Below are 24,233 nucleotides of genomic sequence, written 5' to 3'. Positions count from 1 at the left end.
CCTCAATGAATCATGCTGGCCCTGGTTGAAATCACCCCATGGTATTGGGTTGGTTTCATCCTCTGCGTGCTGATTTTTCTGGCGCTTGACCTGGGCTTGTTTCATAAGCAAGCCCACGTCGTCTCGGTCAAGGAAGCCCTTGGTTGGACGGCTGTTTGGGTCACTCTGGCGCTCCTTTTTGCCTTCTCGCTTATTTTCCTCAGGGGTAGGAAGGAGGCATTGGAGTTCTTTACCGGTTACTTCATCGAAGTCTCGTTGTCCATGGACAACGTCTTCGTCATTGCCCTGATTTTCGGTTACTTCAAAGTTGCTCCGCAGTTCCAGCACCGCGTTCTGTTCTGGGGCATTCTCGGGGCATTGATCATGCGTGGATTGATGATTTGGGCCGGAGTGGAGTTGATTACCCGTTTCGACTGGTTGCTCTATATCTTTGGCGCTTTCCTGGTCTTGACCGGCATCAAAATGCTCCTCTCCAAAGAGGAGAGTGTCCACCCCGAAAAAAGTTGGATTGTGCGTGGCGCCAAAAAACTCCTCCCGGTATCGTCTGACTTTGACGGCCAAAATTTTCTAACCCGGGTGAATGGAAGACGAATGCTGACGCCATTATTCCTGGTGCTGCTGATGGTGGAGACAACGGACCTGATTTTTGCTGTGGATTCCATCCCGGCCATATTCGGCGTCACGCGAAAACCGTTCATCGTATTCACCTCGAATGTGTTTGCGATTCTTGGACTGCGTTCCATGTATTTTGTGCTCGCCGGAGCAATCGGACTATTCCGATATCTGAAGGTCGGTCTGTCAGTGGTCCTGGTTTTTATCGGGGTTAAGATGCTGATTGACCCACACGATAAGCCGCCGCATTGGTATCAATTTGACATTCCCGACTCCACCTCACTTCTCATGGTGGTTACAATTATTATCATCTCGATCCTTTTTTCCATTATCGCCACGCGTCGGGAAAGAGAGCGGGTCAACGCAGCGCAGCGGAACAAGGATCACTCATGAAATTCCGCTGGTCTCTGTCACCTTCCCAACCACTTTTGATCAAGCAGCTGGCTTCAGTGCTCAAGGTCTCGCCCTTGCTGGCTCAGTGTCTGGTCAATCGTGGGATGAGCAATGCCGAAGCGCTGGCCACGTTTTTGCAGCCGCGGCTCAAGGAGTTGGCCGATCCGTTCCTGCTGCCCAACATGGCCGCGGCCGTCGAGCGCCTTTTCCAGGCACGCCAGCGAAAGGAATCGCTGGTCGTTTTTGGCGATTACGATGTAGATGGAGTCACATCGACAGCACTGCTTGCTGAATCTCTGCGTGCTCTGGGTTGGACGGTAAATTTCTATCTTCCCCATCGGATGGAAGAAGGCTATGGGCTCAGCCAGGAGGGCGTGGAGAATTGCCTTCGCAAGTTTCCCACAACCTTGCTGCTGGCGGTCGATTGTGGATCGACTGCGGTGACAACGATCGATTACCTGCGTCAAAAGGGAATTGATGTCCTGGTTTTGGACCATCATCAGGTTTCATCACCTGCACCGGCTGCGATTGCCTTGGTCAATCCTCAACTTGGACCGACAAGGGAGGAAGATGGCAAGTCCTCCTTTCGCGAGCTATGCTCCGTGGGGCTGGCATTCAAACTTGTGCACGCTCTGGTAAAGCGCGGCCGCGAGGTTGGCCTGGCAGAAGCTGAAAAGTATGATCTGCGTCCTTTGCTGGATCTGGTCGCATTGGGAACTATTGCCGATTTGGTGCCGCTTACGGGGGAAAATCGCATTTTAGTTTATATGGGACTGCAGCGGCTAAGCTCCACGGTGCGCCCGGGTCTGGTGGCACTGAAGAAAGTGGCGCAGGTGACGGCTTCGATGGGCGCGTACGAAGTCGGTTTTCAATTGGCGCCACGATTAAATGCTGCCGGCCGATTGGAGAATGCCGCGGAAGCCCTGGACCTTTTGATGGCCCCGGATATGCAGACTGCCGTGCCTATCGCGGAGAGTCTGGATCTGCGCAACCGCGAAAGGCAGAAAATCGAGAAGGGGATTGTTGAAGAAGTAATCGGCTCTGTCCGCGCGAAATTTAATCCTGAAAGAGACTACGTGATCGTGGAAGGCCAACTCCTTTGGCACGTCGGCGTGGTGGGCATTGTAGCTTCGCGAGTGCTGCAACAGTTTTACCGTCCCACCATCATTGTAGGTGGAGAAGGTGATGAATGGCGCGGCTCCGGACGAAGCATCGCCGGTTTCGACCTCGCGGCCGCTTTGCGCGACTGCGATGACCTCCTGGTGCGCCATGGTGGTCACGCCATGGCTGCCGGACTCACAATTGAGGCCGGAAAACTGGATTTATTGCGTGTGCGCATGAATGAGTTGGCCCAACGCCTTATAAAGCGGGAGGAGTTACAGCCTCTTTTGCGACTCGATGCGGAAGTGACGCTCAAAGAGATTAATTTTGACAGCCTGTTTGAATTGGACCTTCTGAAGCCGACCGGCCAGGGCAATCCTGTGGTGCAGTTCATGGTCAGAAATGTGACTCAGGCGCGTCCGCTGCAGCGCATGGGTGCGGAGAAACAACACGTAAAACTGTGGCTTACTGATGGCACCGCCACACATGAGGCGGTGTGGTGGGGAGCTGGTAAGGATACCGCTCTGCCGGTTGGCCGCTTTGATCTGGCCTTTGCACCGCAAATCAATGAATTTGCCGGACGACGAACAGTCCAGTTAAAGGTGCTCGATTGGAAGCCGATGATGTGAGTCCTTGACGCGAAGTATTGGACCACCATCGTTTTTACTATCCGCAATTCCGAGGCAGCGCTGAAAATCTTCAGTCTGCAGATTAGCGCTCAGGAGTTGACTTTACTTCTGCTGTTCCACAGGATTTTTCTTCAGACCAGAAATAATTGCTATGACACGAACCCTTCAAACGGCGGCTTTTTTATTCTTAACTTTATCCCAACTTCATGCCCAGGTCGGATCGCTTGATCCTGAAACGCTGCCTGCCACGATTCGCAGTGACACAAAAGTTCATTTCATCAGCATTGATGGTTCATTTAAAGCTGCAAATACCAATTGGCAACCAACGTTGCATATTTTAACAGGTGGAGATCATGCGACTGAGCCTGTTACCATCGGTGGTCACACGGGGGTCAAAGTCAACGGCATCAAATTCAACACCGCCGATGACTCGTACCAGCTTTGGGCCAGTCAGCACACCATTGATATATTGATGCAGGTGTATGGAGATGAAGCCTTGGTGGATGAGCATGGCAAGCCCCGTTATTTTAATTTCCTGACCGGCACCCTCCCTGAACCGATCGCGGTCGATGGGGGAACGGTGACGAAGGAACTCGTGAACAAGAAATGGAACTGGGTGCTGTTCCGGATTCCAAACGGATTGCGCCACATGGATGGCGGTCGCTTGGTGGGCACCATTCATCCCAAAGCAAAAGGAGATTCGAACATCGCAGGTGTTTCACGTTTAAGTGGCCAGAATGGTGGAACGATTCGCATGGATGGATTACATGATTTAAAAGTTCGCTTTGTTGCGTTTGGTGAAAAGGGGGCATTTGGCGAACTCGAACAGATCAATGGCTCTGTTCAAAAATAATCCACGCGCAAATTGGTGCCCGTAAAAATCCTGTTTGTTCTTCACTGATGCAGGCTGGAAGCTTGGAATTGAAAGAATAGGCTTCTGAGCCCGGTTAACAGGTTTCCCTAGCTTGCCGGGGAAAGCAGAATAGTTTCGCCAAAATCCAGGGTTCTGAATTTTTCGGCATCAACAGCTTTCGATTTCAATGCACTTCTCAAAGCTACCAAAGGTTCGTCAATGCCTTCATCCGTGAGTTGAAAGGTTCCGAAGTGCATGCCGATACTTTGTCGCGCACCTAAATCAAGATGAGCCTGGACGGCCTCATCAGGATTCATATGGACACTTTGCATGAACCAGCGCGGTTCATAAGCTCCGATGGGGAGCAGTGCCACATCGATTTTTCCGAGCCTTTCCGCGATCTCCTTGAAGTGCCGCTCGTAACCACTGTCACCGGCGAAATGGACGGTCATGTTGTGGTTTTGTATGGCAAATCCGCTCCACAGCGCGCGGTTGCGATCGAAAGCTGTGCGACTGGAAAAATGTTGGGTTGGTGTGGAAATAATTCTGGCCGCACTGCCAAAATGATGAGATTGCCACCAATCCAGCTCGATAAAATTGTGAATACCATTTCTCTTGAGAATACGGCCGTTTCCCAGTGGAGTAATAAACATCGGGTTAAAGGTTTTGGCCAGCTTCCTCAGGGTGAGAACATCCATATGGTCGTAATGATTGTGGCTTACGAGGACGAGGTGAATCTGCGGGAGGGCGAGAAAGTTTATCCCTGGCGCACGAACCCGCTTCGGTCCCGCCCAACGCACAGGACTTGCCCGCTCAGAAAAGATCGGGTCAGTAAGGATGTTCAGACCCGAAAACTGAATAAGAAAAGTGGAATGATTAATAAATGTGAGGGCAGATTCATCCGGGGCCAAAGACGCAGGCAAGCGGGGCTGAAAAGTATTCTCGATGTGAAGCGGCCATTTTTTTCGCTGACCGGAGGTCATCCACCTGAACAGATCCCCCAAGGTCTTGTCCCCGGAAACGCGAGGATTAAAAAATTTCTTACCGTCAAAATGGTCTGAGTTCATGATGGAGGTTGGCACATGTATTTCTCACTACAAAAATCTTAAGCAGGATGAAGTTTCCCCTGTCTGGGCAAAAATGCAAATCAAGTGCCGCCGGTTACCGTATAACCCTGCCTGCGTAAGTCCGCGGCCAGGTCCTTTTCCATTTCTGCTGCGGCTTCGAAGGGCATCGGATTTAAATACTCGAAGAATTCAGGTAAGAGTCGGATTCCGTGTTTTCGCACAACCCACGCAGCTTTGCAGCCTTTCTTGTGATTCGCAAATCGCTCCTTGGGATCAAGCCCGGTCATACCGACATAGATGCATGGCTTGGCTGGATCACGGTTCGGATTAGCCTTCCGTACCGCAAGATATTTGGCAGCTTTAGAGTCGAGTAAAATCACGTAAACGTTGTGATGATGCTCCTTGGGCTTGGGAAACCTGCGCGCTTTCATCATCTGTCAAAAACAAGGGGACTCGGTTCTTTGGTCAACAAAAGCCAATTTCTGCGCGCATCCACCGTGAGAATGTACGATTGCAGCAGGTCCATGCCCAGAACGCTGTGGTCCCAAATCATTATGGGAAAATTCCTGCGCTCAATGAATCCAAATTTGAATTGGTCCAAACTCACGACTGTGTGTTCTTGATTCAAAGCTTTTTCTATATCGATTTCAGGAGCCTCAACCACACTCTGCTTCCCGGCTTCAATCGCCAATCGCGCCATTTCCTTTTGTGAAAGGAGGCAGCGATAAGAGCCGGTATCCAATGCAAACTCCAGCTTCCTTCCATTTACGCTGACTGGACAGTACACACGGTTCGTCCGGATCGAGATGGCAATGGCATTGGGTGGCGGCTTGATGAGACGGGTCGTGAGAGTGAGCGCATTCCTTTTCCAGTCAATCGTGTAAGCTGTTTGATTCAACAGGTTGTTTCCAATGATGCCAGCGATTTGGGAGTGGAGAGCCTGGTTGATATGGTTAAGGTTTATAATCGCGGCATAAAAGTTGAAATACTCCAGACCACCAAGCCTGAAGGAACTGATGGGAACATTTTGGATTTTTTGCCCGGTTGATGAAATTTTGGTGAACCGGGCGCTTGAATCGGGCTCGCTTAATCCTAATTTCCCGGCGAATTCCGGTGTGATGCTCGTAAACTCTGCTCCCGTATCCAGGATGAAAACTCCCGGTTGTCCGTTCACCACTGCGTTTACCAGCCACTGCAGGTTGCTCCCATTGGTCAGTGGAACCGTGACCGATTCCCGGTTCATCAACAGATAAGGCTCATACGGCTCCATCTGAGGAGTGGCTTGTGGAGCACGGCAACTGGTCAGAAGCAGGCACAATCCAAGCCACATGCTGATTTTCACGCTTATCATCAATCTGAATCCCAAACTATTGATTTTCGCAAGTCCGCTCAACAGCTTTTCTTCTGTTCAGCGAGACATTGGGGTTATTGAGAGGAAGCTATCGGATAAAATAACTGGTTTCATCTGATATCCGAAGGTTTTGGAACAGTCCATGCTGTAACTCGACAAACCGTAATGCGCCTGGCCACCGCTGGCTTATTGCTTCGCAACACCGCAAGCGGCTGTTCAAATTGTGACCTTTGTTTGAGATGGGTATGGGCAGAAAGCGCGACGACGATATGAAAGATCAGAGATGGAATAAAGTCACTACCTCAATGCTGGCTGCATTCGCGATGGGGATGGGAGCTTTTTTGCTTTTGGTGTTCCTATCTGAACCAGGCTTTGTCTTCATTGTCGACCATGCCAATTTACTGTTTCATGAAGCCGGTCATCCCATCATAGGAATATTCAGCACCCGGTTGGAAACTTATGGAGGAACCATTGGACAATTGGTGTTTCCAATAGCGCTGGCAGTTTCCTTTTGGCGCAAAGGTCAGACGCTTTCTTTTGCAGGCGCTATAATTTGGTTTTTTGAGAATTGGCTAAACATCGCGCGTTACATGGCGGATGCTCGTGAGCAAGTATTGCCCTTGGTCGGTGGCGGGGACCATGATTGGGCAAACATTTTCGGGCGATGGCGAATACTCGCGCACGATACGCAAATCGCTCAAGCAGTCAGAATATTGGGGTGGACTGGGATGATCATCCCCTGCACCTGGGTCGTGTGGCTATGGTGGCGCCAAAGAGGAGAGCCCGAAGTTACCCCCGATTTTGATTTAATCACTAAGTGATTCGCCAAAAACAATTTGGGTATTCAGGACCAGAGGATTATAATGGTAAATGGTTGGTGCTTTCATGTTTGCCACCGGGATTGAGAATAGTTCTCCTACAATCGAAAACGGTCGCGTGCGAGTGGATCAAATGGAGCGTTGCGGGCATTACGACCAGTGGCATTTGGACTTCGACCTGGTGCAGGAACTGGGCATCTCGTTTCTTCGTTATGGGGTTCCTCTCTATCGTACTTTTCCGGGACCGGAAAAGTTTGATTGGTCATTTGCCGATGTGACCTTCGAACAATTGCGGGCTCGAGATATCATTCCCATTGCAGATTTATGCCACTTCGGTGTGCCGGACTGGATTGGGAATTTCCAAAATCCTGAATTTCCGGCGTTGTTCGCCAAATACGCATTCGCCTTTGCCAATCGATATCCATGGGTGCAGCTCTACACACCGGTGAATGAGATGTATATCTGCGCCCAGTTCTCAGCAGCCTACGGCTGGTGGAATGAACGGTTGCGAAGCGAGCGGAGTTTCGTCACCGCATTGAAGCACATCGTTAAAGCCAATGTGCTGGCCATGCACGAAATTTTAAAGATCCGGCCGGACGCCATTTTCATCCAAAGTGAAGCCTCCGAATATTTTCACGCGGAGAATCCCAGGGCCATCAAGCCGGCCGAGATCATGAACGCAAAGCGGTTTTTATCGCTGGACTTGAATTATGGACGGCGGGTGAGTTCAGAGATGTATGAGTTTCTTTTGGATAACGGAATGACCCGTAACGAGTATCATTTTTTTCTGCATCATCAACTCAAGCATCATTGCATCATGGGGAATGATTACTATGTGACGAACGAGCATCGTGTGGCGGCTGATGGCAAAACGTATCCTTCAGGCGAAGTATTTGGATATAACGAAATTACCAGGCAGTATCACGAACGTTACAAGTTGCCGGTGATGCATACTGAAACCAACCTGAACCAGGGGCCAAAGGGTGATGAAGCGGTTTACTGGCTTTGGAAGGAATGGGCCAATGTGTTGCGGGTTCGGAATAGCGGCGTGCCCATCGTGGGATTTACGTGGTATTCCCTAACGGATCAAATGGACTGGGACTCGGCTTTGCGGGAGGAGAATCATCATGTGAATCCTCTCGGACTCTATGACCTCAACCGTAAGATTCGTCCTGTGGGCCGGGCTTATAAGCAATTAATAGAGGATTGGCGTACCGTATTGCCTACCCAAAGTCTTTGTTTGCAGGTTCCCGTGGAGCTACCCAGCCAGCAACCCTCACTGCGATCAAAGAAACTGCGCGACGAGATCAGGCGTGCAGATCAAGCTACGGGGCAGGGGATGGAGCAGGACAACTGGCAAAATCAGACGACATCGGAGTGATAAGCTGCTCTTCATTTTCCAATGAGTTGCTGCCAGCCAATTCGTATTTCTTAAATACCAGCAAGTCATCGAGCTCTTCCTGCGGGATGATCGGACCAGAAACACCATATTTTTGACGCAGATAATAATTGCGTCTGGTCCCTCGCTCGAAAAAGCCACTCAGCACCTCCAGATCACTCAGCTGCAGATTCCGCTGGAATGAACAGAGGGTTTCATTTTGTGGCAAGGCATTGGAGAGCAATGGAATTAACTCGTCAGATACCCCTTCCAAGTAGTTTGTAATGGCTTTGGCGAGGGCATCAGGCTCCAGCAATCCCGGATTTTGGTCAATGTGGAGAGTATAAGTGCGGGGCGGTGTCAGCGCGGTTAATGGTGCCGGGAGTTCATGGGGAGATTGTGGTTGCTTCAGAGCAGACCAGATCAATCGCAGCATCGTTGCATAACCACGCATACAGCCCGTTTTAAAAGCACCATAAACCATTCCCTCAGGCCTCGGCTCAAAGCCAATCCAAAAATCCATCTGGTTTCCGATTCGCTTCAACCCGATAAATCCATATGCCTTTGGATAGGTGTTTAGCTTGTTAAACTTCGGCCTTAGCGTGCGAAGGAGTTCATTTTCCTTCAAGAGAGCGGCTTCCGGAGAGTCACATTCCTGCCAGGTGATGGCTCTTACCGAGTGAACCAAACGAATAATTTTCCGGGGCACACGATCTGGCTTCGCATTCTTGTATGAAGAGAGGCGCTGACGAAGATTCTTCGATTGACCGACATACAGCACCCGATCCTTTTCCCCGCTCATAATATAAACTCCTGGTTTTTTGGGGACTGCACGAAAGAAATCCACCCCGAAGCGCTCGAGGAGCGGCTTGGTCGGATCGAACAAGTGCAGTTGCTGTTCTGCCATCCTTCCAGTTAAACGCATAAGAGCATGTTCTTCAATTCCCTTCGACCGTTTTTCCCGTCCAAAAGTCCTCGGACAAACACCTACAAAATTATCGGAGCGCTCCTACAGACACGTTTAAGCGATCCGGTCTAATCTGCACAGCATCAGAGCAAGGGCTCTGGACAAGATTGGCTTTCCGGGCGGAGCGGAGCACGGAAAAAGCGCCAAATCAGAAAGAACAATTTAAGACCGAAAGGCCGAAGTATAAACCCGATATTGCCGACCCATTCAGCCGACCCGTGGATGATTCAACACGAAGGTGTTTACTACTACTGCGAAAGTAAGAACCACCACCGAAGCATCCGAATTCGGAAGTCGAGGACCCTTGCCGGCATCGGTCAGGATCCCGGGGTTTGTGTTTGGAATGCTCCCGCGACTGGCAGAAACAGCCATGCAATTTGGGCGCCTGAACTTCATCGGCTTGGCAATAAATGGTTCATCTATTATGCGGCCGACGATGGGAAGAATGAAAACCATCGCATGTGGGTTCTCGAGTCTGAAAGCGATGATCCGATGGGCAAATATCGCTGCTGTGGCGAATTGAAGACCGATGGTTGGGCTATTGACGGGACTGTCCTGAGCCTGGACGACGGGCGGATGTATTTCATCTGGTCCGGTTGGCCAGGGCATAAGGATGGCCAACAGAACCTTTACATCTCGCAGATGAAAAATCCGGTGGCCCTGACCGGTCATCGCAGCGTGATTTGCGTGCCGGACCAGCCATGGGAACAGAAAGCAATGCCCATTTGTGAAGGCCCGCAGGTCCTCAAGCGCAATAACGAAATTTTTGTCGTTTATTCCGCAAGCGGCAGTTGGACAGAACACTACTGCCTGGGCCTGCTGCGTTACTCAGGTGACGATCTGCTCAGCCCCTCTGCCTGGACAAAGCACGGTCCGGTGCTTGAAAGCACCGAAGAGGTCTGGGGTGTGGGACACTGTTCCTTCGTGAAATCCCTCTGTGGAACGGAAGACTGGATTCTCTATCATTCCAAGTCCTCGAAAACCCATGGTTGGGATGATCGCGATGTGCATGCGAAGCGATTCACCTGGTTCGCGAATGGATTGCCAGACTTTGGCAAGCCAGCACCTCGCAGCCAATCACTAACACAATCGGTGCCCGTATTTACCCCGGCGGCTGTCACCACGTCAGCGCCGATTGCGGCCTAGAATTCAAATTTGCCCCACCGACCTGCTGGTCGGTGGGGAGTTAAACAGAAAGAAAAAATAACGAGACAATGACATTCGATTTAATCAACAAGCAACGGAACTGCAATGTTCGGACCACCCGGTGGATCACTCTTCTTGGAAGTTTTTGGGGACCACTCCTGACGGTATTGCTATGCAGCTTCGGCGGCGGTGTGAGCCATGCCGAACCCATGCCTGGCAAGATGCTGAAGATTTTCACTAAGGAAGAAGGTGGTTTGACCCGTTTCTACGTGCAAAATCTGGAAGCAGCGGAAGTGACGGCCACGTTCGACATGAAAATGCTGAATATGAAGGCGAGCACGAATTTTCCCTTCACTGCTGTTTTTCCGGGAAACCAAACGGTTGAGGCTTTTACCATGACTCCCGGTGAGAAGGGTGCGCCATGGAACTATAGCTATTCAGACTGCTTCACCATCGGCAGCACCACTGCTGTCCATGATGACTCCTATATGTACACTCTGCCTTACGCTGCCGGCAGCTCATTCCCTGTCTCTCAAGGGTATCATGGCAGCTTCAGCCATAGCGGTCCTGATGAATATGCTGTCGATTTCAAAATGCCCATTGGTACGCCGATCCACGCCGCGCGCGGTGGAATTGTAGTCAAAGCACGAGGCGACTCCAATGTTGGTGGGCCTGATCGGAAATATGAGAATTCAGCGAATTGCGTTCTGATCCAGCACTCCGATGGCACCATCGGCATCTATGCTCACTTAATGAAGGGCGGAGTTACCGTCAACGTTGGCGACAAGGTGAATGCCGGTGATTTGATTGCCCATTCCGGTAATACTGGTTTTACCAGCGGTCCACACCTTCATTTCTCCGTATTCAAAACCCGGAGCGGCCGGGAGCGTTTGAGTCTGCCAGTGCGCTTTCGCACTGCGAAGGAATCAGGATTAACCCTGGCAGCCGGACAAAGCTACAAGGCTGCGGCTCCTGAAATCCAGGAAGTTAAGGCAAACATTCCTGTCGGCGGCGAAGATAAAAAGAAACTCGGTAGCTAACTGCTGTTTATAAAGAGTCGTGAGGCCAGACACAACCCGTGTCTGGCCTCGTCCTTTTTAAGCTATTCGCAGATAAGCAGCTGACAATTTATTTTGGATTGTTACCCGAGCTGCTATTGGTGCTGCTGGCCGCCCCGCTGCTCGAACTGGAATCAGTGCCCAGACCACCACTGCTGTTGGTGCCCGAACTGCTCCCTGCGCCCGCATTGGTGCTGTAGCTGCTGCCTGCGGCACCGGTATTGGTGCTACTCATAGCGTTAGTGCCGCGGTAATTCCCACTATGGGGTAAGCTTGAGGAGGATGAGCCAGTGTCCGTTTCCGAGCCAGTGCCTGTGCCGCCCGTGCCGCCACCCCGGTTACAACCCACGAGGGCGAGACTGGCCACTGCACACATAACAAGTATTTGCTTTTTCATTTTTCGTTTCCTTTTGTTGATTGGTTTTCTCCGATTACCCTAACTCTAAATACTTTATACGCGGCGACGCAGGTCACAAACCCGGTAAAACCCTGATTTCAGCGGGGTAATTTCCCCATCTTCCGGGAGATACCCTGCGAGGAGGTTTGTTAATTAGGCCTTGCTGCTGTAGCGCGAGGAACCGCGCCGGCGCTTTAAGTAACATTCAAGCCCTCCAGCATCTGAGCGTGTATTGCGGGATGGAAGGTGAGAAACGAGGTGCCATTTTCAGCTTCGATGGCAATGGAATTGAAGGTTCCGCTATCATCCACTTGACGGAGGCGGATATGGATGGGCTCGATGATTTCGTGTTTTACCTCGCGAATACCTTTAGCGCGCACACTAATAGTATCATTGCAACCAACACCACCAATAAACTCCACGCGATCAAAGGTTAGATCCCGGCCAACTTCGATTTGGCGTCCATCCAACTGAATTATTTCAATCGTAACGGTGGCGCCGCCAAGTTGATCATTAATCCGTTGGCAGAATTCCTTCCATTTTTTACTGCTCACTTCAATCATATATACAAGGGGATGCAGGTTAACGTTGGATAAGCCTGTGAATATAGGGGTGCCAGACTGCTGGCACCCGCCGCGAGAGTGTTGGTTGTTGTCATCTGGGTGCGGGCTGGCCAATAACAGCTCCAGTAGGGCCACTTGTGTAAATCGTTGTCGATGGCGTCATGTCAGGAGAGGTGGTGATGGGAGCCGTTGGGCCCGGCGGAACAGCGTTAGGATGCGGCACGGTCGGATAAGTCGAAATTGGGTGTGTTGCGCCCGGATTCGTATTGGTGTAACCCGGAGCCGCGCCCAAGTTGCTTTGGCTGCTGAGGATTTGCTGGCGCTTATCAAGGTTGATGTTTTCCATTTGGCTGATGACGGTTTGGTCCACTCCGTGATCGCGCAGATACTGTTGCTGTTGGGCGGTTAACTCAAATACCTGATCGGTCGCCCGCAATCTCTGCAACATCTGGTCGTCTGACAGTCCGGCGGCTTTCATGGCCGCGACTTCATCCATGGTGACGAAGCCATCGTGATTCAAATCGGCAGTGTTGCTGTTGCGAACATCCTGTGGTGTGGCCGGATTGGTCTCGGCCTTTTGTGTGGCTTGAGTTGCTGCCGCATGATCACGACCGAGAATCATATCACTGTTGGCTCCCACAACATAACCCGCTCCCGCTCCCAGCGAACCGCCCAGAAGTACTCCGAGCACGCGATTGTGCGCGCCTCGATTGTGTTCGCTTCCAATGGCAGCACCTGATGTAGTCCCACCCAATCCTCCAGCTATTGTGCCCTGGTTGCCGCTCGTGGCTGGCACATTGTGACATCCGGTGCAATTGAGAAGCGCAACAACCGCCAATGAGGCGCATAGCATTTTGCACATAAAGTTTCGTTACTCCTTCTAATTTGGTACGATGTTTTCTGCGGACACGCAGGTAGACGCATCGCTAAAATATAATCGCGAGAAGGATATTCAAATTGGGGTGTACTAAGTAGTAGCAATGGCCGCTGCGCTCACTTTTCCGACCGAAGTCTCATTCCACAGCCGGCGTAGAACATCCCGGCTGTAACTCAAATAATGTTTATCCGGCGTGAAGACCTCCAGCGTGATCGTGCCATCATAACCGTGTTTCTGAAGCATTCGAACATAGCGTCGAAAATCAATGTTGCCTGTTCCCAGGGGCAGATGCAGATCCTTTTCATCTCCCTTGTTGTCATGAAAGTGTACGTGGCGCAGACGCGAACCATAGGTGGCTATTAATTCGTCTGCCGAATTGTGCTGCACCTGAAGATTGGCGTGCCCAAGATCCAAATGAAAACCCAGATCTGGCATAGCATCCAGCATCGGAGCAAGTTGCTGGACAGTATTATAGTAACCGGGAAGATTTTCGATCATCAAGCCCACTCCGACATCCTGTGCTGTCTGGTTTATTTCCCGCAAACTTTGCAGATTTCGCTCAATGATGAAACCCTTCTCGTGCATCGGCGCATTTCGATCAGGATGGATGTTCATCCAACTGGCTCCGATCTTTGCGAATGCTTCTGCACAGTGCTTTAACTCTTCCACTGCCGCACGACGAACGGATTCAAAAGGACTGGCTATTGGCAAATAGTAGGCTGTATGTCCAACCACCGGAAGGGCATGTGCTTTGAGGACCGCCCGGGTTTCCTCCACGTCTACATTCCAGAGCGCGGCAGCAGGAGGCTCCAAAGTCAGGTCGACGAACTCGAGTCCCATCCCGGCAATCCATTCTATCTCCTTGATGACGTCCTTCGCCGGATGGTTCATGGTGCCGATTAACATAAGGGTCTCCTTTGGTAAATTACGGTGAGTACAATAATTGGGTTAGACCTCCAAATGTTGGCTTATGGGATGCATGCCTGAAAACCAGGCGCGGTTGTCGAGCAAGCGTATGCGACGTTGCTGTTCGGCTTCCGGAAGTTTCTTAGGCTTGGGCAATTCCAACCTCCTCCTCAATTTCAAAGGAAGTTCAATTGCCTTGTTGGGGCAGAGCCAATCATAAACCATCAGCACTGAACGGAGCAGGGGGATGTCGGCTCCGACTCTTTCGACGAGGTGGTTCCAGTCCAGTTTTGGACCACAACAGAACAAAATGTTGAATATATCTGTCCAGTCACAATGATCTCTTTGCAAGATATACAGTTTGCACCAAAGCAGTTCTTCGACCGGCGCCACAGATAACGCTTCTTCTCGCACGACAATGGGATGTGCCCTCGTGAACCACTGTTCGTCCACTTCAGCACGGCGATTTGCCATGGACCATATGATGTCGACAATGATTCCCTCACGAGTACTTCGATAAATCCAGCCCGGGTCATAAGGACGGATATCATAATAATCCACGAAACCGACACTGCTAAGCGCGGTAATCATGGCTTCGCGATCTCTGGGCTCTATGTAGAAATCAATGTCCTTGGTGTTCCGCCAATAACCTGTGTAAGTAGCCAGTGCGAACCCTCCACCCAGCAGAAAATTCAGTCCGGCAGTTTTTGCGGCTTCGATTGCGGCTCGATAGTTAGCCCACTGGCCCATGGGAATGATGTCGGGCCAGGGCAAGATCTTGGTATGTAATTCAGATTTGGCTTGGGTTGAACCCGGTCTTCTCGATTTAAAATCGCCGCGGCTTTCATCTTCCAATCTGTCTTCTTTAGGTATATGGTGACGCGATTTAAGGGTTACGGACTTCACAACGGTTACAGCTTTTTGCTAGGCATTCACAACCTCTCCTCCATTTGGATGAAGCACCTGGCCCGTCATGTAGGAGGAATCACCTGAGGCCAGGAAAACATAACTGGGAGCGACTTCCATTGGCTGTCCGGGCCGCCCCAAAGGAACATCCGTGCCAAATTTCTTCACCTTTTCCGCAGGAAAGGTTGACGGTATGAGCGGCGTCCATATGGGGCCGGGGGCAACCCCGTTCACTCGAATTTTCTTCGCCGCCAGATTCTCAGAAAGAGAACGCGTAAAAGCCACTATCGCTCCTTTCGTCGATGAGTAGTCCAGCAATTGAGAACTGCCCCGGTAGGCTGTAACTGACGTGGTGTTGATGATCGCCGAACCTTCCTTCAAATATTTGAGCGTGGCTTTTACCATGAAGAAGTGGGAGAAAATGTTTGTCCTGAAAGTGCGCTCAAGCTGTTTGCTGGAAATTCGAGTGATGTCGGGTTGTGGATGCTGCTCGGCTGCATTGTTTACCAATATATTCAGCTTTCCGAATTGTTTGACTGCGGTTTGCACGACTTTCTGGCAATGCTTCTCATTTCCAACATCATCCGCAATGGCAATGCACTTTCGGCCTTCTTTCTCTACCAATCGAACGGTTTCCCTGGCGTCCTTATGTTCGTTGAGATAGGCAATTGCGACGTCGGCGCCTTCGCGGGCAAAAAGAACTGCTGTAGCCCGGCCGATTCCGCTGTCTCCGCCCGTGATAAGCGCTATCTTTCCTTGTAATTTGCCGCTGCCTCGATATTCAGGAGATGCGTCCCGAGGTTTGGGGCTCATTTTATTTTCCCGCCCGGGGCGTTCTGCTTGAAGCCGGGGAGCACGTGGATTTCGAAATCTTGGTCGCACCATAAGTTCTGTAAATCAAGCCTGAGCATTCTTTTATGCTGATTTTCTCCGGGCTAAACTGAGTCAACCTCTTTCAAACGTGATCATGCGCACCGACAACCCCTTTCTCAGCTGCGCAATGAGCGCAACAAAAGAAAATGCCTGCCGCCTCAATGCCATGGCCTATGATCTTGCACCCGCAATGATCGCAGAGCGGGGCCAGAGCATGTATCGCACATTCAAAACAATCAAAATAATGGGAAATGCCATTCACCACTATCTCGAGGTTTTTGTCATATTCATTTCCACAAGTTTCACACTGGGGCATAAAGTTCCTTTGGTCGAATGTTGGTACAGAATTCATGGACAAATCTTTCCGCCAGTAGGTTTCCAAAAGACGGCCATGCCGAACTTCAATTCCTGCTGCCAGATAAATTAAGCCTGGTCACGCCGAAAACCTTCCTTCGCACCTTCTAACATCTGGTCATGCTCTGCGTCCTCCACTCCCTCTTGCACCAGTTTTTCATTGTCTGTTTGTTCATCGTGCGCAGGCACCTGCTCGGCTTTGCTCCCGGTGGAACCAGGCACTGGATCCCAGCGTTCCGATTCCGGTACGGATTCCAACAAGCTTTCCTTGGGAGAGGCTTCATCTTCGCCCAAAAGCTCGCGCCGCGCCTGTTCGAAATCTCCTTCGATGACTTCATGCGGAGAGCGGCCATTGATTACGGCCAGCTGTCGGGCCCTTTCCAGAACCATTTCACGTGTGACAGTTCCGAGCGGGCGAGAGTGGCTGGCGATCCTTCCTTCTTCGAGTTGATCGTGTTTCATGAATAAAAGTACACTTCTAAATTGGGTGAAGCAAATGGCAACTGAAGAAACTGTTAACGCACAGAACAGAAAAAAATCTAATGCTCATTGCCAACTGCTTCATCCGTTAAGTCAGTGATCAACGGGAGCGGGAGGGAAAGCGGGATCAACGGGAACCCGCGGAGCGATACGGTCTGGATCTCCCCCATAACGCCAATTTTCCCAGGGACCTCTTGGATCCCGGGTTTCCACACTGTTTTCCCACCCGTAATTCCTGCCCACAGTGGTTTCAGCCCCTTCACCAACACCCCCACGACCACCACGGTCATCGCAAGTTGAGCAGCCGATAATGCCGAGTGCCAGGCAGGCGAGTAGTAATGAAGTTTTCATTTCGTCAGTTTTTTAATTTCCTATAATACTATCTCTATTTTGAGGCCGCTTACAAATGGGGGAAAGACCTCCACGAAGGGGACGAAAACCTCAGGCAGAGTATGATTCCTATTGCCCGCTCCACCAAGCGCTGGCAACGGAATTAAGATTTCGGAAAACCGGAGTGTTTGGCGGAGAGTGCCAGTTGTCGCCACCGGTTTGAGCTCGAGATTGCCGAAGGTGTTGAACCTGAGGCGATGGAGGAGGCATTGGGAACATTGAAACGGGGGGCAATCATGCTTGCCCGGCTGAAATCAAGAACCTCGGCTATGTTGTTTGCCGTGGCATCTCGAGCCGTGAGCGGGGCCAGATGCCATCGCCATTCAATCATTTTCAGAATTGAAGTATGGTCGTAAACACCGTGAGCAATCCCTCCCCGTCTTGACCACGGCGCAATGACCAGGGCGGGGACGCGAAAGCCTCTTAGTCCGTCCTGATTGCCCGCCGTTTTATCGGCTTCCGGAATCGGGGCGGGAGGAGGGGAGACGTGGTCAAAAAATCCGCCGCCCTCGTCAAAATTCACGATGAGCACTGTACTTGCCCAGTTGGGACTGGTCGTGACTGCATTGTAAACTGTATTCAAAAAAACTTCGCCACTGTGGACGTCCGTATGCGGATTGCCTCGACCGGATACATCAAGGCTCTCACCCAGAAGTCGTGGGTCAACCAGGGAAACCTGAGGCAGTGCGCCCCCTGCACAATCTTCGAGAAACCGGTTAAACGTCCGGGTGATCGAAAGGTATTTGGATCCCCAGAGCGCAAGAAACGGCACATCGCTGAAATAATAACGTCCCTTCAAATCGTGCTCTGCGAGTCGGTCCCAAATAGTGGGCAGGGAACAAGGCTCCGGGGTGTCTGAAAGCCGATCCGTCTGCGCAGCGTGTTGATAAATACGGTTGGGATAAGTCTCGGCCATGATCGGAGCGAAATAACGATCGCAAACCGTCCAGGCAGGTGCCGCCTGGCCCAGAAACGCCAGGTCTCTCTGCCTGTAGTAGCCAAGAGCATAGGCATCATTGTTGCCCGTAAGAAGCCAGCCGTTGCAAGCGCCGTGTTCATGCTTGATGCGGCCGCCCCGATAGCTTTGGTCCAGGGTGGGATGGTTGCATCCGTGATCGTCCGGAGACAGAGCGTGTGTCGGTTGCAAATTTCCATCCCGATCGGGATAAGACAAACCTGCCTGTCGTCCATCGGCATCTGGGAGCCAGCCAAGGTAATGATCAAAGGAACGATTCTCCATCATAACCACCACGATATGCTCGATGCCGGAAAATCCTGGCGGCGGCAATCGGAAAGGGCTCGCTGATGAGCCCGCGCAGGCAAGGCCTTGCAGGGCGGTTGCACCAGCGGCAAGGAGAGCAGAGGTTTTGAGAAACTGACGCCGGGAAATGACTGATGGATGGGGGCATCCATTCGTTAACCGGTTCTGGGCCATAGAATTTGACTGAAAAAAACGTAATCCTACTGTTGGTGAGAACGATGTGAACTGAATTCAGCATATAGAAGGCTTCGTTCTGTGGTATGGGGTGAATTACCCAAAACCGAAGCTTGTGATTTGATTCCTCGAGCCAGTGATGTTTTCAATCCACCCGCGTGATTTTGTTCGACATGTGCGAAGGGAGAATCAAAATGAGGGCCGCATGGAAAAACGAATGCTGACATTGGGACACTCGCCGGATCCGGATGATGCTTTTATGTTTTACGGATTGGCAAAAGAACTTATTCCGACGAACGGTTTTGGGTTTGAACATATTCTGCAGGATATCCAGACCTTGAACGAACGTGCCACACGAGGCGAGTTAGACATATCGGCCATCAGCATTCATGCTTATGCCTATGTGAGCGATAAATACGCATTGTTGCCCAGCGGCGCGAGCATGGGGGATGGATATGGGCCGATGCTCGTTTCCAAACAGAAATTCAGCAAGGATGAGATTGCCAGGAAGAAAATCGCCGTGCCGGGCACCATGACCAGTGCTTTTCTGGCGCTGCAGCTTTGGTTGGGCAAATCCGCCAAAGAGTTCGATTATGTAGTGGTACCATTCGACCAGATTTTCAGCGCCGTTCGCTCTGGAGCAGCGGAGATCGGATTAATTATTCACGAAGGGCAGCTGACTTATAAGAACGAAGGATTGCTGGTTTCTGAGGATCTCGGAGTCTGGTGGGGGCGCGAGAATGGGGGGTTGCCTCTTCCGCTGGGAGGAAATGTCATTCACAAGCGATTCGAACCGGCAGTCCGGAAAAGAATTTCCGGGATTTTGACCGACAGCATTCAGTACAGCCTTGATCATCGCCCGGAGGCAGTACAGCACGCTTTGCAGTATGCCCGCGACATGGGGCACGACCTCGCGGATAAATTTGTCGGAATGTATGTGAACCACTGGACGCTTGATTACGGTGAAAAGGGCAGGGAATCCATTCGCCGTTTCCTGGGCCGCGCGTTCGAACGGGGACTCATTCCGCATAGGCAGGAACTTGAGTTTGTGGTTTAGGACGGAAGTAATAAACAAGGTTATTCCTTTAGATCCTGTCGAGCGGGATTTAATCCGGTTCCTTGGATGGCGTGATTACATGTAATTTGCTCGAGAAGTGCCGGTTACTTTTTTAGAGCCTGTTTTAAAATTATGGAGGGTGCTGCGGTTGGAGATTTTGGCTGTGGCCAAGGCGGCGAGGCCGGAGCATCCCCGCAGCGGGCTGTGAGGGCCGAGCCAACGCCGGCCGCGGCCAAAAGCACTGCCGCCCGGAGGGTTTTCGCGCCAAAGGCCGTCTGGCGGCGTTGCTCCTCAGTCGAAGATCCACCAGGGATATTCTCCTTCGTCGCGCCTTGCCATACAGCCTTTGGCGCGAAAACAGCACCCTCCAGAATTTTAAAACAGGCTCTTACGGAGAGTTTGCCGAAGACGCATTATCCTGTATTTTAAACGTGGGTAATGTGGTTGGCTTTGGTTACGTGCTAATCAGTCCGCTCTTTTCGCCTGCCTCGGCAATTTCCTGATAAACCAGAGAAGTTGAGTTCTCAGCCAATACTTCTTTGTTGTTGCGTTTTCCAACATGGCCTGCTTACGTATTTGAATCAGCCCATTAATTTGCAACGCCAAAGTTGTCGTCGCATGTACGAGGTTAACCGTTTAAGCAAACTAAAGACCATGAAAGCTTTCAGCAAAGTTGCTCTGGCACTCACCATTCTAATCACAGTCACCACGTCTTTCGCCAGTGATTTGCGACTTGGGCTTATTTCTTATTGGCCGTTGGAAGCAGACAATGGAGGAACCACACCGGACCTGTCTTCAGGAAACAACATGACGGTTGTGGGTGGTTCCACGATAGGGGCCGGAAAGGTTGGGAGTGGGTTTGTATTTAATGGGACTTCGCAATATTTGAACATTGTCCATGATACGAACAACGTAGCGACGGGATTGACCATTTTCAGCGCCGGCACCTTTACTCTTGCGATGTGGGTGAAAGGTTCATCGAACCAAACCGACAGGATGCTCTTCACGATGAGCAATACCACCAATAACAATCCCCTGGTACTCTTTCAGACCAAAAATAGTGCCATTGGTAATACGACCAGTTCCAACAAGCTGGACGTGCTGATTCGAAATAATAGTGGCGGGGCTGGCACGCAGCTAAATCACCGTCAGTCCAGTCAGGTGGTTTTTGACAATACGTGGCACCATATCGCCTGGGTCGATGATCGGGGAACGGTTAAACTCTATGTGGACGGCAGTCTGGATCAAACGAACTTCAACTACACGGTTACTCAGCCTTACACTTTCAATACCACGAGTATTGGTGCACTGGTAAGGCCAGGCATAAGTGGATTTTTTAATGGTTCCATCGATGAGGTGGCAGTCTGGGAACGTGCACTGTCACAGGCTGAGGTGCAGTCACTGATCACGAATGGGATGCCTCAGCCGGTTACGAATTCGCCCCCCACATTTGTTCAGCAGCCGTTGAGCAGCACCAACAACATGGGTGACCGGCTCAACTTCTCGGTGCAAGTTTACGGGCAACATCCTTATTCGTACCAATGGTATAAGAATGGAGTATCCATTCCGAATGCCATCAACAAAACATACAGTGATACTTCAACGACCGAGCCGGCGACGAACACATACTATGTTGTAGCTGCCAATCCGGCGGGAAGCACCCAGAGCGATACCGCGACGGTGGTGATCGTTCCCGATGTTGTGCCCAATGTGACAGCAGGTTTGCTGTCGTACTGGCCGCTGGATTCCGTAACGAATTCCACGACCCTCAACACGCCGGACCTTTATAGCCATAATGACCTACAGCTGATAGCAATGGATGGCTCCAGCCTGGTGCCAGGCCAGTTTGGCAGTGCACTGAATTTTGATGCCAATTTGCAGCAATATGCCGTGCGTAGCAGCGGATTTCCGATTTATAACAACACGAATTATACCGTTTCCTTCTGGGTCAATGCCCAGGGATTGTCCCAACAAAGCAAGGTTGTCTTTGCTGAAGCGAATCCAACCAATATTAACACCTACTTTTTGATGGGAACTGATACGAGCAGCTCAAGTTCCATGCACGTAAAGATCGCACCGGGCGTGGATAAAATTTCAACCCGTCAAGTGTTTGACGCCACCTGGCATCATGTAGTCTGGGTGGATGAAAACGGCAAAGGCCGATTGTATGTTGACGGCGTGCTGGACGAAACGGATTTCGGTTATACGCGGAGTTCCATTGGTGCCAGCAATACCACTGCGGCTGCATTGGCACAGGCAAGTGCCACCAATTTCTTTAGCGGTGCCATGGACGAGCTCGCAGTTTGGGGACGCCGTTTGAGCTACACGGAGATTCAGGCAATTCGCACCAATGGCATACCAGCACCCGTGACGGCAATTCCTCCCGCCATCACGATCCAACCAGTGGACAGAACCAACGCGGTGTTTCAAGGAGACACAGTCTTGTTTGGAGTGGCAGCGAGCGGCACCAGTCCGCTCAGCTATCAGTGGAATAAAAATGGGACAGCCATTTCAGGTGCAACCAGCAACGTGCTGGATTTGGTGAACGTGCAATCTGCCGATGCGGCAAATTATAATGTCGTGATTACCAATTCGGCGGGCTCGGTGACGAGCGTGGTGGCTCACTTGACTATGATACCATACACACCTGCAACTGCGGGTGAGGTGTTGAAGGTCGATTTTGATCTGGCAAGCGCACCGACTACTTTCCCGGGATTTGATTCGCTGACCTTGACCAAAAATGGAACCAATTTTAATGGGGTGAATGTAACCGTGACGGGAATTGGAGCCTCTTTGCAGGATCGCGATCGCGGGGCTTTGGCAGGACTTCCGGCAAGCATTACGCAAATTCCAATCTACAGGGATTTTATTTATGCAAACAGCGGCGGGGATGCAAATGGTCTTCGTATCCTTATCGAGCGCCTTGCGCCTAATGTTCAGTACGGGCTTACCGTCTGGTCCTGGGATCAGGGGAGTACGGGAGTGCGAATTTCTGATTGGGTTGAAGCCGCCACCGGGGTGCCGATCGCCATCACGAACGGTTACACATTTGACGGAGGTGTCAATCCGCCAGGCCACGATTTTGATTATACCTTCGGAGGACTATTAACCGCGTCTGCGAGTGGAAAGCTCCAAATTGAAGGGCGCAAGGATGGCGGAACGGCAGGTCAGCCGGGAGTTTTCGTGAATGCAATCCGGCTCGTGGCGCAGCCGATAATCAAGATTTCAAAGGTGGAACTTAATAATAATGGCAATATTCGGTTGACGGTCGAGAGACAATACCCCTATCAGCCTGTTCACTTCGAAAACAGCGCTGCGGTTTCCGGTGCGAGTTGGGGCACGACTGCGACCGGTGGAATTATTGAGGAACATGGTCCCATTGCGATTGCGGAATTCCCCATCACGGATAGCAAAATGTTTTACCGTGTTGTAGCGCCATAGCGATGACTTTCGGGGAAATCAAAGTTTTCTGTGTATGAAAAAGAGTACTGATCATCCGCCTTCGAAGAGGGGGTTGCCACATCCACTGCGGGCTGGAGCCAGGCGCGCCTTTACCTTGATTGAACTGCTGGTAGTAATTGCCATTATTGCCATCCTGGCCGGGTTGCTTTTACCTGCGCTTGCCAAGGCGAAGGAAAAGGCCAAGCGAGCCTCGTGTATGAACAATCTCAAGCAGATCGGGATTGGGATGCAGATATATGCTGGAGATAACGCAGACTTTGTCATTCGCGCACGCGGAAGCAATGTGCAAGTCGCGTTGGACCTGGATGCGGCAGCAGGCAAATTTGTAGGTTTGACAGTGGAGAACACGAATTCCACGGCTATTTGGAACTGTCCCGGCCGGCCCCCGAATTTTCCAATTTACGAGGCAAGCTTTACACAATGGGTGATTGGCTATCAATATTTCGGGGGCATTTCAACCTGGTCAGGTCCAGGCTACACCGGACCGGGCTTTAGTCCTATTAAGCTGACCACGGCCAAGCCACATTGGGCGCTAGCTGCTGACTTGGTCATCAGAACGGGGTCCGATGCCTGGGGCGTGTTCAGTGATCCTCGCGACTCTGATATTTTCAAAAGCTGCCCGCCTCATCGTAATGGGAATTCGCCCCGGCCCGCAGGGGCCAATGAGGTATTCGCGGATGGATCGGCCAGGTGGATCAAGGGAGATCAATTGCGATTTTTGCATAGTTGGTCAGCCGATCGGAAGTGCTATTTCTACCAGGATCGGGACGATCTCCCCACCTCACTTACCATGAATTGGGATGCTGCCACTCTGAAGCCGTGACATCGAGTTCGAGAATAGGCATAAAGAGCCCATCCTCTCAGGAGTTATCCAATGCTATGTGGAGAGTGTGAGTTTGAGGAGCGTTGGGTGTTGGTGGAATGTTTTGACTATCAGGCTCTTGCGTGGGTAATCTCCCGAGAGGATAAACGCCTGGTTGTTTTTTTAACCAGGTGGAATTCCAAAGAAATTGTAAAAAAGAAGCGATTGAAAGTCCTTTACAGCCCTTTCTATTGAAACTAAGCTTATCTCTCTATTAATTTAAGAAAAGTTGACAGTATTTATGGAATTAAAGACAAAGACAATTGCAGACTTTAAGCTGCACGAGCGTGATACCGGT

24 protein-coding genes are annotated in these 24,233 nt (G+C 51.1%); 10 read left to right on the top strand and 14 right to left on the bottom strand.

Annotated elements, in window-relative coordinates; genetic code table 11:
* Positions 1–12: 12 nt before the first annotated feature.
* The 3 genes from CFLAV_RS22975 to CFLAV_RS22965 all read left to right on the top strand — a co-directional run bounded on the left by CFLAV_RS22975 (position 13) and on the right by CFLAV_RS22965 (position 3,588).
* A complete protein-coding gene (locus CFLAV_RS22975) occupies positions 13–1,005 on the top strand; it encodes a TerC family protein (protein ID WP_007417240.1) in 993 nt (330 codons plus the stop codon).
* Complete coding sequence (gene recJ / locus CFLAV_RS22970; RefSeq protein WP_007417239.1) at positions 1,002–2,735, top strand: single-stranded-DNA-specific exonuclease RecJ; 1,734 nt, start codon at positions 1,002–1,004, stop codon at positions 2,733–2,735. The genes CFLAV_RS22975 and recJ overlap by 4 nt, the downstream gene beginning before the upstream one ends.
* A 151-nt stretch (positions 2,736–2,886) precedes the next feature.
* On the top strand, positions 2,887–3,588 hold the full coding sequence (locus CFLAV_RS22965; protein ID WP_007417238.1) for a hypothetical protein: 702 nt from the start codon (positions 2,887–2,889) through the stop codon (positions 3,586–3,588).
* A gap of 107 nt (positions 3,589–3,695) precedes the next feature.
* Here the strand turns inward: CFLAV_RS22965 and CFLAV_RS22960 are convergent, their stop codons facing one another.
* The 3 genes from CFLAV_RS22960 to CFLAV_RS22950 form a co-directional block, all read right to left on the bottom strand.
* Positions 3,696–4,655 carry an MBL fold metallo-hydrolase gene (locus CFLAV_RS22960; RefSeq protein ID WP_007417237.1) on the bottom strand — a complete coding sequence of 320 codons (960 nt, stop codon included), beginning with the start codon at positions 4,653–4,655 and terminating at the stop codon, positions 3,696–3,698.
* An 80-nt stretch (positions 4,656–4,735) separates the two neighbouring features.
* The gene (locus CFLAV_RS22955; RefSeq protein ID WP_007417236.1) at positions 4,736–5,089 is read right to left on the bottom strand and encodes a GIY-YIG nuclease family protein; all 354 of its coding nucleotides are present in this window, start codon (positions 5,087–5,089) and stop codon (positions 4,736–4,738) included.
* Positions 5,086–5,997: an aspartyl protease family protein gene (locus CFLAV_RS22950; RefSeq protein WP_160164642.1), complete on the bottom strand. Its 912-nt coding sequence runs from the start codon at positions 5,995–5,997 to the stop codon at positions 5,086–5,088. Before CFLAV_RS22950 ends, CFLAV_RS22955 begins: the two co-directional genes overlap by 4 nt.
* Before the next feature lie 278 nt (positions 5,998–6,275).
* Between CFLAV_RS22950 and CFLAV_RS32905 the strand changes: the two genes are divergently transcribed.
* Together CFLAV_RS32905 and CFLAV_RS22940 are read left to right on the top strand one after the other, a co-directional pair.
* A complete protein-coding gene (locus CFLAV_RS32905; RefSeq protein WP_063816456.1) occupies positions 6,276–6,827 on the top strand; it encodes a hypothetical protein in 552 nt (183 codons plus the stop codon).
* Positions 6,828–6,876: 49 nt separating this feature from the next.
* Positions 6,877–8,205 carry a family 1 glycosylhydrolase gene (locus tag CFLAV_RS22940; RefSeq protein ID WP_007417233.1) on the top strand — a complete coding sequence of 443 codons (1,329 nt, stop codon included), beginning with the start codon at positions 6,877–6,879 and terminating at the stop codon, positions 8,203–8,205.
* Here CFLAV_RS22940 and CFLAV_RS22935 read toward each other — a convergent pair.
* Positions 8,150–9,127: a GIY-YIG nuclease family protein gene (locus CFLAV_RS22935; protein ID WP_083809101.1), complete on the bottom strand. Its 978-nt coding sequence runs from the start codon at positions 9,125–9,127 to the stop codon at positions 8,150–8,152. The two genes, CFLAV_RS22940 and CFLAV_RS22935, sit on opposite strands and share 56 nt — an antisense overlap.
* A 237-nt stretch (positions 9,128–9,364) precedes the next feature.
* On the opposite strand from CFLAV_RS22935, the gene CFLAV_RS22930 reads away from it, so the two are divergent.
* The gene (locus tag CFLAV_RS22930) at positions 9,365–10,315 is read left to right on the top strand and encodes a glycoside hydrolase family 43 protein (RefSeq protein WP_272941491.1); all 951 of its coding nucleotides are present in this window, start codon (positions 9,365–9,367) and stop codon (positions 10,313–10,315) included.
* 68 nt (positions 10,316–10,383) lie between these two features.
* Positions 10,384–11,355 carry a M23 family metallopeptidase gene (locus tag CFLAV_RS32895; RefSeq protein WP_007417230.1) on the top strand — a complete coding sequence of 324 codons (972 nt, stop codon included), beginning with the start codon at positions 10,384–10,386 and terminating at the stop codon, positions 11,353–11,355.
* Between the two features lie 88 nt (positions 11,356–11,443).
* On the opposite strand, the gene CFLAV_RS22920 is transcribed toward CFLAV_RS32895, so the two are convergent.
* The 10 genes from CFLAV_RS22920 to CFLAV_RS22875 all read right to left on the bottom strand — a co-directional run bounded on the left by CFLAV_RS22920 (position 11,444) and on the right by CFLAV_RS22875 (position 18,554).
* Positions 11,444–11,770 carry a hypothetical protein gene (locus tag CFLAV_RS22920; protein WP_007417229.1) on the bottom strand — a complete coding sequence of 109 codons (327 nt, stop codon included), beginning with the start codon at positions 11,768–11,770 and terminating at the stop codon, positions 11,444–11,446.
* 194 nt (positions 11,771–11,964) lie between these two features.
* Positions 11,965–12,468 (bottom strand): DUF5335 family protein, encoded by a 504-nt coding sequence (locus CFLAV_RS22915; protein WP_150107552.1) that lies wholly within the window; start codon positions 12,466–12,468, stop codon positions 11,965–11,967.
* Positions 12,425–13,195, bottom strand: coding sequence for a YMGG-like glycine zipper-containing protein (locus CFLAV_RS22910; protein WP_007417227.1), 771 nt, complete (start codon positions 13,193–13,195; stop codon positions 12,425–12,427). The genes CFLAV_RS22915 and CFLAV_RS22910 overlap by 44 nt, the downstream gene beginning before the upstream one ends.
* 105 nt (positions 13,196–13,300) lie before the next feature.
* Entirely contained in the window at positions 13,301–14,116 is an 816-nt protein-coding gene (locus CFLAV_RS22905) for a sugar phosphate isomerase/epimerase family protein (RefSeq protein ID WP_007417226.1), read from the bottom strand.
* A 42-nt stretch (positions 14,117–14,158) separates the two neighbouring features.
* A complete protein-coding gene (locus CFLAV_RS22900) occupies positions 14,159–14,890 on the bottom strand; it encodes a nucleotidyltransferase family protein (protein WP_150107551.1) in 732 nt (243 codons plus the stop codon).
* A 150-nt stretch (positions 14,891–15,040) separates the two neighbouring features.
* Entirely contained in the window at positions 15,041–15,907 is an 867-nt protein-coding gene (locus tag CFLAV_RS22895; RefSeq protein ID WP_040549836.1) for an SDR family oxidoreductase, read from the bottom strand.
* Between the two features lie 70 nt (positions 15,908–15,977).
* Positions 15,978–16,211: a hypothetical protein gene (locus CFLAV_RS37700; protein WP_083809099.1), complete on the bottom strand. Its 234-nt coding sequence runs from the start codon at positions 16,209–16,211 to the stop codon at positions 15,978–15,980.
* Between the two features lie 107 nt (positions 16,212–16,318).
* Entirely contained in the window at positions 16,319–16,711 is a 393-nt protein-coding gene (locus CFLAV_RS22885) for a hypothetical protein (protein ID WP_007417222.1), read from the bottom strand.
* A gap of 111 nt (positions 16,712–16,822) precedes the next feature.
* Complete coding sequence (locus CFLAV_RS22880; RefSeq protein WP_150107550.1) at positions 16,823–17,080, bottom strand: hypothetical protein; 258 nt, start codon at positions 17,078–17,080, stop codon at positions 16,823–16,825.
* A 142-nt stretch (positions 17,081–17,222) separates the two neighbouring features.
* Complete coding sequence (locus CFLAV_RS22875; protein WP_007417220.1) at positions 17,223–18,554, bottom strand: alkaline phosphatase family protein; 1,332 nt, start codon at positions 18,552–18,554, stop codon at positions 17,223–17,225.
* A 205-nt stretch (positions 18,555–18,759) separates the two neighbouring features.
* Here CFLAV_RS22875 and CFLAV_RS22870 point away from each other — a divergent pair, with 205 nt between their 5' ends.
* From CFLAV_RS22870 to CFLAV_RS22855, 3 genes are all read left to right on the top strand, one after another.
* A complete protein-coding gene (locus CFLAV_RS22870; RefSeq protein ID WP_040549835.1) occupies positions 18,760–19,611 on the top strand; it encodes an MqnA/MqnD/SBP family protein in 852 nt (283 codons plus the stop codon).
* A gap of 654 nt (positions 19,612–20,265) precedes the next feature.
* Complete coding sequence (locus CFLAV_RS22860) at positions 20,266–23,052, top strand: LamG-like jellyroll fold domain-containing protein (RefSeq protein WP_160164641.1); 2,787 nt, start codon at positions 20,266–20,268, stop codon at positions 23,050–23,052.
* Between the two features lie 34 nt (positions 23,053–23,086).
* Entirely contained in the window at positions 23,087–23,896 is an 810-nt protein-coding gene (locus CFLAV_RS22855) for a type II secretion system protein (RefSeq protein ID WP_007417217.1), read from the top strand.
* Positions 23,897–24,233 lie beyond the last annotated feature (337 nt).

Source organism: Pedosphaera parvula Ellin514 (assembly GCF_000172555.1).
In the GTDB taxonomy this organism is placed as follows: domain Bacteria; phylum Verrucomicrobiota; class Verrucomicrobiia; order Limisphaerales; family Pedosphaeraceae; genus Pedosphaera.
The sequence above is the reverse complement of the archived record's forward strand: the minus strand, read 5'-3'. Positions and strand labels throughout refer to the sequence as shown.

Excerpts from the sequence above, each read along its gene's own strand:
- CFLAV_RS22910 (WP_007417227.1), bottom strand. The coding sequence starts at position 13,195 with ATGTGCAAAATGCTATGCGCCTCATTGGCGGTTGTTGCGCTTCTCAAT.
- CFLAV_RS22955 (WP_007417236.1), bottom strand. The coding sequence starts at position 5,089 with ATGATGAAAGCGCGCAGGTTTCCCAAGCCCAAGGAGCATCATCACAAC.
- CFLAV_RS22880 (WP_150107550.1), bottom strand. The coding sequence starts at position 17,080 with ATGAAAACTTCATTACTACTCGCCTGCCTGGCACTCGGCATTATCGGC.
- CFLAV_RS22855 (WP_007417217.1), top strand. The coding sequence starts at position 23,087 with ATGAAAAAGAGTACTGATCATCCGCCTTCGAAGAGGGGGTTGCCACAT.
- CFLAV_RS22885 (WP_007417222.1), bottom strand. The coding sequence starts at position 16,711 with ATGAAACACGATCAACTCGAAGAAGGAAGGATCGCCAGCCACTCTCGC.
- CFLAV_RS22905 (WP_007417226.1), bottom strand. The coding sequence starts at position 14,116 with ATGTTAATCGGCACCATGAACCATCCGGCGAAGGACGTCATCAAGGAG.
- CFLAV_RS22870 (WP_040549835.1), top strand. The coding sequence starts at position 18,760 with ATGGAAAAACGAATGCTGACATTGGGACACTCGCCGGATCCGGATGAT.
- CFLAV_RS22965 (WP_007417238.1), top strand. The coding sequence starts at position 2,887 with ATGACACGAACCCTTCAAACGGCGGCTTTTTTATTCTTAACTTTATCC.
- CFLAV_RS22860 (WP_160164641.1), top strand. The coding sequence starts at position 20,266 with ATGAAAGCTTTCAGCAAAGTTGCTCTGGCACTCACCATTCTAATCACA.
- CFLAV_RS22975 (WP_007417240.1), top strand. The coding sequence starts at position 13 with ATGCTGGCCCTGGTTGAAATCACCCCATGGTATTGGGTTGGTTTCATC.
- CFLAV_RS22935 (WP_083809101.1), bottom strand. The coding sequence starts at position 9,127 with ATGCGTTTAACTGGAAGGATGGCAGAACAGCAACTGCACTTGTTCGAT.
- recJ (WP_007417239.1), top strand. The coding sequence starts at position 1,002 with ATGAAATTCCGCTGGTCTCTGTCACCTTCCCAACCACTTTTGATCAAG.
- CFLAV_RS22875 (WP_007417220.1), bottom strand. The coding sequence starts at position 18,554 with ATGGCCCAGAACCGGTTAACGAATGGATGCCCCCATCCATCAGTCATT.
- CFLAV_RS22920 (WP_007417229.1), bottom strand. The coding sequence starts at position 11,770 with ATGAAAAAGCAAATACTTGTTATGTGTGCAGTGGCCAGTCTCGCCCTC.
- CFLAV_RS22960 (WP_007417237.1), bottom strand. The coding sequence starts at position 4,655 with ATGAACTCAGACCATTTTGACGGTAAGAAATTTTTTAATCCTCGCGTT.
- CFLAV_RS22940 (WP_007417233.1), top strand. The coding sequence starts at position 6,877 with ATGGTTGGTGCTTTCATGTTTGCCACCGGGATTGAGAATAGTTCTCCT.
- CFLAV_RS37700 (WP_083809099.1), bottom strand. The coding sequence starts at position 16,211 with ATGCCCCAGTGTGAAACTTGTGGAAATGAATATGACAAAAACCTCGAG.
- CFLAV_RS32905 (WP_063816456.1), top strand. The coding sequence starts at position 6,276 with ATGAAAGATCAGAGATGGAATAAAGTCACTACCTCAATGCTGGCTGCA.
- CFLAV_RS32895 (WP_007417230.1), top strand. The coding sequence starts at position 10,384 with ATGACATTCGATTTAATCAACAAGCAACGGAACTGCAATGTTCGGACC.
- CFLAV_RS22895 (WP_040549836.1), bottom strand. The coding sequence starts at position 15,907 with ATGGTGCGACCAAGATTTCGAAATCCACGTGCTCCCCGGCTTCAAGCA.